The sequence below is a fragment of the Mesorhizobium muleiense genome, assembly GCF_900099905.1.
GTDB lineage: Bacteria > Pseudomonadota > Alphaproteobacteria > Rhizobiales > Rhizobiaceae > Mesorhizobium > Mesorhizobium muleiense.
This window is the reverse complement of the sequence record NZ_FNEE01000001.1, coordinates 337613-350405: the sequence shown is the minus strand read 5'-3', so window position 1 is coordinate 350405 and position 12793 is coordinate 337613. Positions and strand designations below refer to the sequence as shown.

Here is a 12793-nt window from a genome sequence, read left to right as displayed (position 1 = left end):
GATGCGGCAATCAAGAAGGACACAACGGACCAGAACGGCGCTTGTCGCCGGCGGCGCGGGTTTCCTCGGTTCGCATCTTTGCGAGACACTGCTTCAGGCCGGGTGCAGTGTGATCTGTGTCGACAATTTTCTTACCGGTCGGATGGAAAACATCGTCTCGATGCTGGACAGTCCTCGTTTCCGGCTGATCGAGCAGGATATTTGCCGACCATTGGACCTTGCTGAGCCGGTCGACCGCATTTTCAACCTGGCGTGCGCCGCATCGCCGCCGCGCTACCAGGCTGACCCGATTCACACCACGCGGACCTGCGTGATCGGAACCCTCAATCTACTTGAGCTTGCCGCCCGAAACAATGCGCGCCTCCTGCAGGCATCGACAAGCGAAGTGTATGGCGATCCGGAACAGCACCCGCAAACGGAAGACTATGTGGGTCACGTGAACTGCACCGGTCCTCGTGCCTGCTATGACGAGGGCAAGCGAACCGCCGAAACCTTGTGCTTCGACTATTTGAGAACCGAAACGGCCGACATCCGGGTCGCGCGCATCTTCAACACCTATGGTCCGCGGATGGATCCTGCCGACGGCCGGATCGTCTCGAACCTGGTGATGCAGGCGCTCGAGAAGAGACCGCTGACGATTTTCGGCGACGGGCTGCAGACCAGGTCGTTCTGCTACGTCTCCGATCTGGTCGAGGGTCTGGTCCGCCTCATGGATGTCGATCCCAATCCGAGCCAACCGGTCAATTTGGGCAATCCCGGGGAATTCACCGTTCTTCAACTGGCCGGATTGGTGAGAGATATGACCCACAGCAACTCGGCCTTCAAATTCCTGCCACTACCGCAAGACGATCCTCGCCGGAGGCAACCGGACATTTCCCGTGCAAAAGCCCTTCTCGACTGGTCGCCAAAGGTGCCACTCAAGCAAGGCCTGATGCAGACGATCAGCTATTTCATGGAGCTCGAGGCCAGCCGTAACGAGGATCGAATCTCCCCAATTGCGACAAGCGTGAGGTCCGTTTCAGGCCGACTGCAAAACCTGCCGGCCTGAAGTTCGGGGAGAGCTATGCCCTCGGGCATGGTGAGACTCCCGACAGGCGTCTTCACTTTTTCTCGTTGTGGGAACATCCGGTCTAGCTCGCCGTTGGGCGAATATCGGCAGGGAGAACGGACCCGTGCATCGAAAACGATCCACCAGGGACATCGAGCAAATGGCAGAACGGGAAGCGGCTGCCTTTCTGAGACGCGCCTCGATCACCTACCTCGAATGCTGTGTGAGCCTGATGATGACGCATCTTGAGCGCGAGGAAGTGGCCACCATCCTGGAAAAAGAAGCGGATATGCTGCGAACGCTCGATTGAGGCTCGCGTCGCTCAGGCTTCGATCGGCCCAGGCAACGCAAAATACAGGGCGCAGCTTTGATCCGAATAGAGGTTGGTGATTTTTCCAGGTCGCAAGGAACATTCCTGGCAGCTGACAGTTCGGCGCGAGGAACTTACCTTCAACAGCGATGGCGGCGGTTTCGTGGGATCGAAAAAGGTACGGATTGGAATAGCCGGCGTCGGCAATTGCGCGTCTTCCCTTGTCCAGGGCCTCTCATACTATCGGGACGCCAGCGGCAATGAGCCGATACCGGGCCTGATGCATGCTGATCTCGGTGGCTATCATGTCGGTGACATCGAGGTGGTTTGTGCTTTCGACGTCGCCAAGGGCAAAGTCGGGCGCGATGTGGCGGAAGCCATTTACAATGCGCCCAACAATACCTTCCGCTTTGCCGATGTTGCGGCAACCGGCGTTCGCGTCGAGCGCGGACCGACACTTGACGGCATCGGCAAATATCTGCGCGATGAGATCGAGGAGGCAGAAGAACCGGTCGCGAATGTCAGCGCGCTGCTTCGGGAAAGCGGCGCCGACGTACTGGTCTCATATCTGCCGGTCGGCTCGGAAGAAGCCACGCGTTTTTATGCAGAGTGCGCGCTCGAGGCCGGCTGCGCCTTCGTCAACTGCATACCGGTCTTTATCGCATCGCGGCCGGAATGGCGCCGGCGCTTTGAGCAGCGCGGTCTGCCGCTGGTCGGCGACGATATCAAAAGCCAGGTCGGCGCGACGATCGTGCACCGGTTGCTCGCCAATCTGTTCCGCGAGCGCGGCGTCCGCATCGACCGCACCTACCAGCTGAATTTCGGCGGCAACACCGATTTCCTCAACATGCTGGAACGCGAGCGGCTGGAATCGAAGAAAATCTCCAAGACACAATCCGTAGCCAGCCAGTTCGACGTCCCTCTGGAGGCCGGCAACATCCATGTCGGCCCCAGCGACCATGTGCCCTGGCTCACCGATCGAAAATGGGCCTACATCCGCGTTGAAGGCACGACGTTCGGCGGCGTGCCGCTGAATGCAGAGCTCAAACTGGAAGTATGGGATTCGCCCAACTCGGCCGGAGTCGTTATCGACGCTGTCCGCTGCGCCAAACTGGCGCTAGACCGCGGCATCGCGGGGGCGCTGACCGGCCCTTGCAGCTATTTCATGAAGTCGCCGCCCGAGCAGTTCACCGATGCCGAGGCACGCCTGCGCACGCTGTCTTTCATCGCCGGGAGGGACGAGCCGATGCTTGATGCCGCGGAATGACGACGACGTTCTTCTTGATCCGCCATGCGGCGCACGACAATGTCGGCGACTATCTTGCCGGACGCATGGCTGGAGTTTGCCTCGGCGAAACCGGCAGGGCACAAGCCTCGCGCCTTGCCAGCCACATGGCGCCGCGGCCGCTGGCGGCCATCTGTTGCAGCCCGCGCGAACGAACACTGGAAACCGCAAAACCGATCGCAATCGCCTGCAATCGCGAGAAGATTACAATCCGCCAGGAACTCGATGAGATCGACTTCGGCGCGTGGTCGGGCAAGACCTTCGAAGAGTTGAGCCAGGACGCCGACTGGCTGACGTGGAACAGTCAACGCCAGCAGGCGAGGACGCCCGGCGGCGAGACAATGCTGGACGTCCAACAACGTGTCGTCTCGCTGATGCAGCAGCTTCGCAAACGCTACCCGAACCAGTCCGTGGCACTGGTCAGCCATGCCGACGTGATCAAAGCCGCCGTCTGCAAGGTGCTCGGCTTGCCGCTGGGAGACTGTTTTCGCTTCGATATCGACCCAGCTTCGATCACCACGGTCGTGTCCGGTGACTGGGGCTCCAAGCTGATCCGACTGAACGAAGCCGCCTGACGAGGACTGCCGGATGCGTATGGTCATTTTCGGTCTCACCGTCACCTCCTCGTGGGGAAACGGACACGCGACGCTGTGGCGCGGGCTGATCCGTGCGCTCGGTCGCCTGGGCTGGTCGGTCAGCTTTTTCGAACGCAATACCCCGTACTATGCCGGCGCACGCGATCTTGACCATCTCGATGGCGGCAATGTCGTTCTCTATCCGGAGTGGGAGGACATTCGCCATGTCGCGGAACAGGCTATCGGGGAATCCGACGTCGTCATCGTCACGTCCTATTGCCCCGACGCCGTGGAGGCATCGCGCCTGGCGCAGCAGGCCTGTCGCGGGCTGAAGGTTTTCTACGATCTCGACACCCCCGTCACGCTCGCCCGGATAGAACAAGGTCTACGACCGGCCTATTACGGGCCCGATGGCCTTCACGATTTCGACCTCGCCCTCAGTTATACGGGGGGAACCGCAATCGATGCGCTGAAAACGCTGCTGGGCGCCCGCCGAGTCTTGCCTCTCTACGGCCATGTCGATCCCGACCGACACCGGCCGGCCCAGCCCCGGGCTGAATTCGCCGGGGATTTGTCCTATCTCGGAACGTATGCGGCCGATCGCCAGGCCGGCGTCGAAAAGCTGCTGGTCCGCACGGCAGCGCGTCTGCCGGACCGCCGTTTCGTCATCGGCGGCGCCCAATATCCGCATGAATTTCCGTGGGGCGAAAACATCTTCTTTGTCAGGCACCTTCCGCCTGCGGATCATCCGGCCTTCTTCTGCTCATCGCGCCTGACGCTGAACGTGACGCGCGAGGCGATGGCCAAGAGGGGCTGGTGTCCTTCGGGCAGGCTGTTCGAGGCGGCAGCCTGCGGCGCGGCGATCGTGAGCGACACCTGGCCCGGGCTGAGCAGTTTTTTCCAGCCCGGCAGCGAGATCATCCTGGCCGACAGCACCGACGACGTGGTCGCGGCAGTCGGCTTGCCTGACAGCGAAGTCGACGCCATCCGGCGCCGGGCGCGCGAGCGGGTGTTGGACGAACACACCTCTGCGCAGCGCGCCAGGGAACTGGACCGCCTCCTGTCCGATTCATTGCCGGGCTTGGGACAGGGCTTGGCGGCGGGCGAGCCGTTGAAGGAAGCAATCTGATGTTGGGCATCGTGCCCGCCGCCGGCCGCGGCAGCCGCATTCAACCGCTCGGCTTCTCAAAGGAGCTCCTGCCGGTCGGCAGCCGCATCGACGGCCAGACCGAACGTCCTTGCGCGGTGAGCGAGTATCTGGTGCGTCGCATGGTGCGCAACGGCGTCGACAAGATCTGCTTCGTCATCGGATCGGGAAAATCAGACATTCTCGAATACTACGCCGCCGGCTACGGCGACGCCGCCGCATTGTTTGTCGTGCAGCCCGACCCCGTCGGTCTTTGCGACGCGATCTTCCGCGCCGCGCCGCTGGTCGCGCCGGACGAGACGGTTCTGGTCGGCCTGCCCGACACGATCTGGTTTCCGGAAGATGGCTTTTGCCGCCTGCCGGACGACCGGCTGTCGTTTTTGCTCTTCCCGGTGGATCACCCGGAACTCTTCGATGCCGTCGTTCTCGACGGGGATGACCGGGTGAAGGAGATCCAGGTCAAGCAACAAGGCGCTGCATCGAACTGGATCTGGGGGGCGTTCAAGATGCCGGGCCGCATACTTCACCAGCTTGCCGCGCTTTGGCGCGAGCGGGATCAAAGCGACGAATATGTCGGCACCCTTATCAACGCCTATCTGGCGGCCGGCGGTGAGGCTTGCGGCGTCAAGGCAGGCACCGCCTATGTCGACGTCGGCACGTTCAACGGCTACCGCACCGCACTTCGGCTGCTCGAGAACAACGACACTACGTTGCAGGACACGAAAAACCTCATGTTCGTGCTGCCGGGGCAAGCGCAGATACCAAGCCATCCAGGCGAAGGAGGCTAGCCATGCTGCATTCGAACGCCGAAATCCGCCGCCGCATCGATGCCCTTGGCCCGTGGTTCCACAACATGGAGCTGGCGGGCGTCGAAACTGCTCCCGACCATTTCCTCGGCAACTACCCGCTGATCAAATGGCGCAAGTTCGCCGACGCCATTCCTGCCGATCTGTCCGGCAAGGCCGTGCTCGACATAGGCTGCAACGCCGGCTTCTACTCGATCGAAATGAAGCGACGCGGCGCCGGCCGCGTCCTCGGCATCGACTTCGATGAAGCCTATCTGGCGCAGGCGCGCTTCGCCGCCGAAATCGCTGACTGCGACATCGAATTCCAGCAGCTTTCGGTCTACGACGTTGGCGCCCTGCGGGAGAAATTCGACATCGTCCTGTTCATGGGCGTGCTTTATCACCTGCGCCACCCGCTACTCGCTCTCGATCTGATCCGGGAGCACGTTGCCGGCGACCTGATGATCTTCCAGTCCATGCAGCGCGGCAGCATCGAACTGCCTGCACTCGATGAGAATTATCCTTTCTGGACCCACGATCTGTTCGACCGGCCGGAGTTTCCGAAGCTGCATTTCGTCGAGCATCGCTATGCCGACGACCCGACCAACTGGTGGATTCCCAATCGCGCCTGCACAGAGGCGATGCTGCGCAGCGCCGGCTTCGAGATCGTGCTGCACCCGGAGCAAGAGGTTTATTTCTGCCGCGCCGCCGGTGAGCCGGCCGGCGGCGGCGCCGTCTACCCGTCGAAAGGACAACTTCATGATTGAAGCCGCGATGATCTGGAACGAGCCGAACAACAAATCCCATTGGGATCCCGAACTCGACCCCGACTGGAGCCGCTTCGCCAACATGGCAATACTGGCCGCCGATGCGATCGCATCGGCAAACCCGGCCGTGACCAGGATACTGGGGGGCATTTCGCCGATCGATGCCGATTTCATGGCGCTCATGAAGCAATACGGGGTGCTCGATCATGTCGATGCCGTCGGTGTGCATGGCTTCCCACTCGACTGGAATCTCTGGCAGATTCAGGAATGGCCCCAGAAGATCGGCGAGATTTCGACCGTCACCGATCTTCCCGTGTGGGTCAGCGAAGTTGGTGTGTCGAGCTTCGGGGCGGAGGAGGTCCAGCTCTGGGGTTTGCGTCGGAGCGCCGAACTCCTGCTCGGCAATGCCTCGCGCGTGCAATGGTACAGTCTGTACGACCTTCCGCGCGAATGGGGGGCAACGACGCGTCATCGCGAGGCCGAAGGCTCGTCTTACTATCGCCACTTCTACATGGGCCTGCTCCGCGAAGATGGCACGCCCAAACCCGCGCTCGAGGAATTCCTGCGTTACGCACCCGGGATGGGGCTGGTGCAATGGTTCCACTTTGAAGATCCCCGGCTGGACGACGCCGTCGCCTGGATGAAACGGCTGGGCGTCACCAATCTGCGCACCGGGCTTTCGTGGGCCGACAGTTTCAGGCCGAATGCGCTGGATTGGTACGACCGGCAGATGGAAGCACTTGCCGAGTTCGACGTGACCATCACCTTCTGCTTCACGCCAGAGCACCGCGGAGTGATGCCTCATCACACCAGTCCGCCGCTGGTACCGGAGGAATTTGCGGAGTTTTGCGCGACGATGACCCGCCGCTACGCTCCCGCCATGGCTGCCTCGCCGGTCAGAGCGGTGCGGGCTACGGCAGCATGAGTGTGTCATGCAACACGCAGCTGACAGGTCCGGACCGCTTGCCGAATTCGCGGCCTTGTTGCTAGGTGCTGCTCCGCGCGGCTCTGACGGTGCTGAAATCATGATCGTTGTCGCGCATCCGGACGACGAGACCATCGGCATCGGCGGGCATCTTGCCGGCTTGCGCGGATCTCACATCGTTCATGTCACCGATGGCGCGCCGCGAGACCTTGAAGATGCGCGAGCATACGGCTTCGAGACGTGGCAGGACTATGCCGGGGCCCGCCATCGGGAGTTGGAGGCGGCGCTGGCGGCAGCGGGATTGCCGTCGACGGCCCTGATCAGCCTCGGTTATCCCGACAAGCAGGCCGCCGGAAATCTTGGCTCGCTCGCACGGGAACTGACCGGCCTTTTGGCCGAGCGCGATGTCAGCTTCGTCTGCACGCATCCTTATGAAGGTGGTCACCCCGATCATGACGCGACCGCCTTTGCCGTCCATGCGGCCTGCCATTTGCTGCGCCGCGACGGACGCCAGGCACCGGCCATCGTCGAAATGGCGTTCTATTCGGCCGGGCCTGAGGGTGCGGTCCTTCAGGATTTCAACAGTCATTCCGGCAGTGAGCGCATCGAATTGCACCTTACGGAAGCGGCTTTCGAACGGAAGCAGTGCATGCTGGCCTGCCACCGGACACAGCAACGGACGCTGGCGCCGTTCACGGCGCGCATCGAACGTTTCCGGGTGGCGCCTGCCTATGATTTCCTGGCGCTGCCGAACAGCGGCAGGCTTTATTACGAGGCGCTGCCGCTCGGCTTCGAGCCGGCGGTTTGGCTTCACGCCGCGGCCGCTGCGCATGAGGAGCTTGGGCTCGACCGGCCATGACCCTCACCGTCCTGAACGTCGCCTACCCTCTCGCGCCAGTCGGCCCGGATGCGGTTGGCGGTGCCGAGCAGGTGCTGTCGATGCTCGACCAGGCACTTGTGCGCGCGGGACACGCTTCCATCGTGATCGGTTGCCAGGGCTCGAAAGCGGCGGGCGTGCTCATCGAGACGCCTGCTGAACCAGGTGTGCTCGACGATGCGGCGAAGAAACGGGCACAGCGCTCTCACCGCACCGCGATAGAAGTCGCACGCGCCCGTTGGCCGATTGACGTGGTTCATCTGCACGGCATCGATTTTGATGCCTATCTGCCTGATGATGGCCCGACCCTGGTAAGCCTGCACCTGCCGCTCGACTGGTATGCCGCCGATGCCTTGCGCACGGTCCGCGACGATCTATGGCTTCACGCCGTCTCAATGGCCCAACAGAGGACCGCGCCGCCGGGTGCCAGGCTGCTGGCACCCATTCCAAACGGCGTGGATATCGATGCGCTGAGCGGTCGGCAGTTCAAGCGCAACTTCGCGCTGGTGCTCAGCCGCATTTGCCCGGAAAAGGGCATCCACCTGGCACTGGACGCGGCCAAACAGGCTGGCGTGCGGCTGATCATCGGCGGCAAGGTCTACCCTTACGAAACGCACACGCTGTACTTTCGTGACGAAGTCCAGCCGCGCCTCGACCAGCGCCGCCGCTTCCTCGGTCCGCTCGGCTTCGTCGCGAAGCGGCACTTTCTCAACGCCGCCCGCTGCCTGGTCATTCCCAGCCTTGCCGCGGAAACCAGCTCGCTTGTCGCGATGGAGGCTCTCGCCTGCGGCACGCCGGTCGTCGCCTTTCCAAACGGTGCGCTGCCGGATGTGGTCGAACACGGCAAGACGGGCTTTCTGGTCAACGACATCCATGAGATGGCGGAGGCCATCGTCGCAGCCTCCGGCCTGAATGCCGAGACATGCCGGGCCGAGGCGCGGCGGCGCTTTTCGCTCGACCAAATGATTTCGTCTTACATGGACGCCTACCAGGCGCTGGCAGGGCTTGGTGCCGGCCGCAGGCGCCTGGCGACGGTGCAGTGAGCGGCTTTCATGCTCCGCTCCGAGATCATCGACGATCCGGCCGCCTTTGAGGCGCTGGCGCCGCGCTGGCGGGAGCTGTGGGCGCACAGCCGGACAGCGACGCCGTTCCAAAGTCCCGCCTGGCTGGTGCCGTGGTGGCGCGCATTCGCGCCCGGAGAGCTGGCGACGATCGCCGTCTGGCGAGGCGACGATCTGGTGGGATTGGCACCGCTTTACCTGGAACACGCAACTTGTGGGTCGAGACTGCTTCCGGTTGGGATTTCGTTGAGCGACTACCTGGATGTCCTGTGTTGCCCCGGCATCGAAGCGGCTGTCGCCGCCGTCATCGCCGACCGGGTTCTGGCGATCAATTGGTCGCAATGGATCTTACCGGACCTGCCGGCCGGTGCTGCCGGTCTCACTATCGCGCACCCTGCGCTGGAGGCGGATCAACCCGTCGACCACGCCGCTTGTCCCGTGCTGCCGATCGCTGGCGACGATGCGCTCGCGGTCTGCATTCCGGCGCGGCGAAGACGCCAGTTGCGCCGCGCGCACAATGCCGCACGCCGGCGCGGCTGCGTCTCCATCATACCGGCGCAGGCCGATCTCAAAGCGTTTTTCGATCACCTGATCCGCCTTCACGGCGCGCGTTGGGCCGGGCGCGGCGACGGCGTCCTGGCCGATCCGGCTGCAGAAGAATTCCATCGGCAGGCGCTTCCCATGCTTGCCGCACAGGGTCTTGTCAGATGCTGGCTTGTTGCCATCGACCATGCGGTCGTCGGCGCCTATTACGGATTTCATCATCGCCACCGCGCCTATGCCTACCTTGGCGGTTTTGATCCGGCCTATGCCGAGGAAAGTCCCGGCGCAATCCTGATCGGTCACGCGATTGCCGAAGCGGCTCGTGAAGGGGCGCGGGAGTTCGATTTTCTGCGCGGCCAGGAGAGCTACAAGTATGGCTGGGGGGCCGTCGACCAATGGACAATGCGAAAGGTCTGGACGCGGAGCATGGCTCGATGAGCGCCACCGGACGAAAGCCATCGCCCCAGGCGGCATCGACCGCAAAAATGCTGATCGAGGAGTGCATGGCCGACGGCGCCTGCGTCGACGCCATCATTGCCAGACTGGCGCTGCGCTTCGAGACCGGGGTCGATGCCGCAGAATTGGCCGATGTGGCGCTGGAGATGCGTTCAGCCGACCTGCGAAAACGCGACAGACTGGAGCGGATCGCCGATCTGCTTCGTCACAGGCCTGACATCTTCACCACGCTGCGCCAAACAGGTGCCGCCGTCCGCCACGAACGCGATGAGTGGGAAACTGACGCCGCGGTCGTCAGGCGGCTGGCCGCCGGCTTTGATGCGGCGGCGACGATTTCCCAGGCGGCGAGCGTTCAACTGTCTTCGCTGGGAGACGAGGAGAAACTCACCGCCGCCACCGACGAGATCGTCGCATGGTTGCAGCGGCAAGGCTTCACCGGCCCCGACCAGGACATACTGGACATTGGTTGTGGCATCGGCCGCTTCGAAAGCGCGCTCTCGGATGCCGCGCACCGGATCGTCGGCATCGACATATCCCTGGAGATGATTTCGGTCGCTCGTCGGCGATGTGCCGGGCTGCGCAATGTGGATCTGCGGCCGACCTTTGGTCTCGATCTCGCCGATTTTACCAACGCAAGCTTTGATTGCGTGCTGGCTGTCGACAGCTTCCCCTACCTGGTGCTGGCTGGCCTGGCGGAGCGGTATTTCGAGGAAATTGCGCGTGTTCTGAAACCGTCAGGCGTGGCAGCACTTCTGAATTACTCCTATCGCGGATCGACGGCGCTGGATCGTGCCGATGTTCACCGCCTCGCCGAGGCCCATGGCATGCAGGTCGTGGCTGACGGCGCGAAGCCGTTCCGGCTGTGGGACGGCAATGCCTTTCTTCTTGTGGCATCCGAGGGAACATTACGGCGCAATGATTGTTCGGGCGTCAAAGAGACGAGGGCGTCAAAGAGACAGGCGCACCAAACAGACAGGGCACCTGTGAGTGCCGACAATCCGAAGGAGGACTAGAAGGCATCCGGCGGCAAGATAGACATCACCTCTGCCGTCAAGATAAAGGCTCCGGCGGCCGGCGCGATGACCGATTTGGCCAGGACAAGGTCAAGGAAACGCGGCTTTGCTTTGTCCAGCAGAGCCTGGGAAGCAGCACACCGAGCAACGCCGGCTCGATGGCAATCGGATCAACTCCGATCAGCATCGCGCCGCAGATCGTCTCTCCCAAGACTGACTGCTGCAACCGCAAACGCCAATCATGACCAGTGGCCAGTCGAGGTCACGAGAGTCGAAATGTCGAGCGCACCCGGCAACAGCGCCGGGAGGACCCGAGGGGGAAAGCATAGGCTTCCCCGACGAGACCAGCAGCTTCGATACACAATGCTTTGCAAGGGACGGGCTGTGCAAGGGACGGCGCTGACTGTGAGGCCGCGCGAATCCTTGCAAACTCTGATTGCCGTCACCACACTGGTGAAGGGACTGATTCGTTAAGAGAACACTATGTCTCGCTCGAGCGACGATAGCATCAGCCCGAAACTCCGGCTGGCAATAGACCGGAAGATTGCATCTCTGCTGACTGCTATCGAGCAGGAAAAGGTCCCCGACCAACTGACCGACCTTGCGGTTCAATTGCAGAATGCGCTTGTCGAGAAGCGTCGATGCAAAGCAAAGAAACAGGACTAGCTATCGGCGCCTGTCGACTGCGAAGTTTCCCTGTGCTGCTGACAGGTGATTGCGTCGTTCCACCAATGTCTGCAAGGAACTTTCGCCGAGGTATTCCAGCACGCTGGCACGCGCTCGGTTAAGGCGGCTTTTTACCGTTCCAACCGCGCAACCGCATATTTCGGCAGTTTCTTCATAGCTGACGCCAAGGACCCCGATCAGCATCAGGACCTCGCGCTGATGCTCCGGCAACCTCTGGACCGCGTTGGAGACTTCCTTGCTCTGAACGGACCACTCCTGCGTCGCTTCCGTAATCGGGATTGCGGAGGCGCAGTCAAGCAGGCCCGGCTTTTCCCTGTCGGCGGCCTTGATCCGCGTATAATAGGTATTGCGCATGATGGTGAAGAGCCATGACTTCATACGCGTTCCAGGCTCAAATTTGTCGATGTTGGCGAGCCCTTTGGTCAATGTCTCCTGGACCAGGTCGTCGGCATCGTCGGGAACCCGGCAGAAGGTGCGGGCGAAGGCTCGCAAGGCAGGTATCAGGTCAACGATGGAAACGTCATCCGTTTCCTGGTTGGCCAAGGGGTAGCCCCTGGAGGACAATGGTCCAGCTCCCAGCAAAGAAAGAGTTGATGAACGCAGACCTAGCTAAATGCATGAAGGTTTGGATCGTTCCTGATATCGAAGCAAGGTACTGGAATATCCCGGATGGGGCGACCACCCTGCTTGCGCAGCTGAGCTCCTGTTGCGGCGACTATGACCGGTCGTTGTTCTTGGCCGCCTCTTCCCGCTGCTTTTTCAGGACTTCGTCAGTCCCGACCAGCTTTTTCGCCCCGCCGGATATCGCTGTCGACACCACCGCCGGCGGGTCGCTCGCGGGAAAAGAATCCTCAAGCCCGGCCTGCAACTGGTCTTCCAGGGTCTTCGGCTCTTCCGACCGACCAGGCGTCCTTCGGGCTTCTGCTCCCTCCAGCGGCTGTTTCATGTCAGGCGAACTACTGACCTCGCGAACGCAGGCGTAAAGCTGTTCGATGGCAAATTCCTTCATTGTCTCGAAATCGGCCCTCTCATCGCGCATTGCCTCGATCTGATCGACCATAGTCTTCTCGAACCGGTCAAGGCTATCGCGTCCGCAAGCCTGGCAAAGACGCAACAATGCTTCGCGGAGCACTTTCGGACCAAAATAAGCAGACGCCTCGAGCTTGAGCCGCTGCAGATGCTCTGGAGTCACCGCCTGAAGTTTTGACATATGCAGCCCCTTTCGCCTGCCGAGCATATCAACGGCGTTGGTCGGCAGATGTTCCAATCACCCGCGACCGGGCTCGCTAAACGGGTCGCTCCGCCACTCACCGC

At 62.0% G+C, this 12793-nt stretch carries 15 protein-coding genes; 13 read left to right on the top strand and 2 right to left on the bottom strand.

All coding sequences use genetic code 11. The features are described from left to right. Nucleotide 1 precedes the first annotated feature (1 nt). The 13 genes from BLT09_RS01535 to BLT09_RS01475 all read left to right on the top strand — a co-directional run bounded on the left by BLT09_RS01535 (nt 2) and on the right by BLT09_RS01475 (nt 11458). Nucleotides 2-1048, top strand: a complete 1047-nt coding sequence (locus tag BLT09_RS01535) for a UDP-glucuronic acid decarboxylase family protein (protein WP_091590807.1) — start codon at nt 2-4, stop codon at nt 1046-1048. Between the two features lie 160 nt (nt 1049-1208). Further along, nucleotides 1209-1358 (top strand): hypothetical protein, encoded by a 150-nt coding sequence (locus tag BLT09_RS01530; protein WP_084646751.1) that lies wholly within the window; start codon nt 1209-1211, stop codon nt 1356-1358. A 163-nt stretch (nt 1359-1521) separates the two neighbouring features. Beyond that, nucleotides 1522-2625: an inositol-3-phosphate synthase gene (locus BLT09_RS01525; protein WP_091590805.1), complete on the top strand. Its 1104-nt coding sequence runs from the start codon at nt 1522-1524 to the stop codon at nt 2623-2625. Continuing rightward, nucleotides 2622-3218, top strand: a complete 597-nt coding sequence (locus BLT09_RS01520; RefSeq protein WP_091590199.1) for a histidine phosphatase family protein — start codon at nt 2622-2624, stop codon at nt 3216-3218. Before BLT09_RS01525 ends, BLT09_RS01520 begins: the two co-directional genes overlap by 4 nt. A gap of 13 nt (nt 3219-3231) precedes the next feature. After that, nucleotides 3232-4347, top strand: a complete 1116-nt coding sequence (locus BLT09_RS01515) for a CgeB family protein (protein ID WP_091590198.1) — start codon at nt 3232-3234, stop codon at nt 4345-4347. Next, complete coding sequence (locus BLT09_RS01510) at nt 4347-5153, top strand: sugar phosphate nucleotidyltransferase (protein ID WP_091590196.1); 807 nt, start codon at nt 4347-4349, stop codon at nt 5151-5153. The genes BLT09_RS01515 and BLT09_RS01510 overlap by 1 nt, the downstream gene beginning before the upstream one ends. A 2-nt stretch (nt 5154-5155) precedes the next feature. After that, nucleotides 5156-5917 (top strand): TIGR04290 family methyltransferase, encoded by a 762-nt coding sequence (locus BLT09_RS01505; RefSeq protein ID WP_091590195.1) that lies wholly within the window; start codon nt 5156-5158, stop codon nt 5915-5917. Continuing rightward, nucleotides 5910-6842, top strand: coding sequence for a glycoside hydrolase 5 family protein (locus tag BLT09_RS01500; RefSeq protein WP_091590193.1), 933 nt, complete (start codon nt 5910-5912; stop codon nt 6840-6842). Before BLT09_RS01505 ends, BLT09_RS01500 begins: the two co-directional genes overlap by 8 nt. 7 nt (nt 6843-6849) lie before the next feature. Further along, the gene (locus tag BLT09_RS01495; protein WP_091590192.1) at nt 6850-7701 is read left to right on the top strand and encodes a PIG-L deacetylase family protein; all 852 of its coding nucleotides are present in this window, start codon (nt 6850-6852) and stop codon (nt 7699-7701) included. Beyond that, nucleotides 7698-8762, top strand: coding sequence for a glycosyltransferase (locus BLT09_RS01490; protein WP_091590190.1), 1065 nt, complete (start codon nt 7698-7700; stop codon nt 8760-8762). The genes BLT09_RS01495 and BLT09_RS01490 overlap by 4 nt, the downstream gene beginning before the upstream one ends. Nucleotides 8763-8771: 9 nt before the next feature. Continuing rightward, on the top strand, nt 8772-9761 hold the full coding sequence (locus tag BLT09_RS01485) for a GNAT family N-acetyltransferase (RefSeq protein ID WP_091590188.1): 990 nt from the start codon (nt 8772-8774) through the stop codon (nt 9759-9761). After that, complete coding sequence (locus BLT09_RS01480; RefSeq protein WP_236473128.1) at nt 9719-10792, top strand: class I SAM-dependent DNA methyltransferase; 1074 nt, start codon at nt 9719-9721, stop codon at nt 10790-10792. Before BLT09_RS01485 ends, BLT09_RS01480 begins: the two co-directional genes overlap by 43 nt. A gap of 483 nt (nt 10793-11275) precedes the next feature. Continuing rightward, nucleotides 11276-11458, top strand: a complete 183-nt coding sequence (locus BLT09_RS01475; RefSeq protein WP_023801247.1) for a hypothetical protein — start codon at nt 11276-11278, stop codon at nt 11456-11458. Here the strand turns inward: BLT09_RS01475 and BLT09_RS01470 are convergent, their stop codons facing one another. Together BLT09_RS01470 and BLT09_RS01465 are read right to left on the bottom strand one after the other, a co-directional pair. Further along, a complete protein-coding gene (locus BLT09_RS01470) occupies nt 11459-12022 on the bottom strand; it encodes a sigma-70 family RNA polymerase sigma factor (RefSeq protein WP_091590187.1) in 564 nt (187 codons plus the stop codon). 172 nt (nt 12023-12194) lie between these two features. Continuing rightward, nucleotides 12195-12746 (bottom strand): hypothetical protein, encoded by a 552-nt coding sequence (locus BLT09_RS01465; RefSeq protein WP_236473124.1) that lies wholly within the window; start codon nt 12744-12746, stop codon nt 12195-12197. Between the last annotated feature and the right edge of the window lie 47 nt (nt 12747-12793).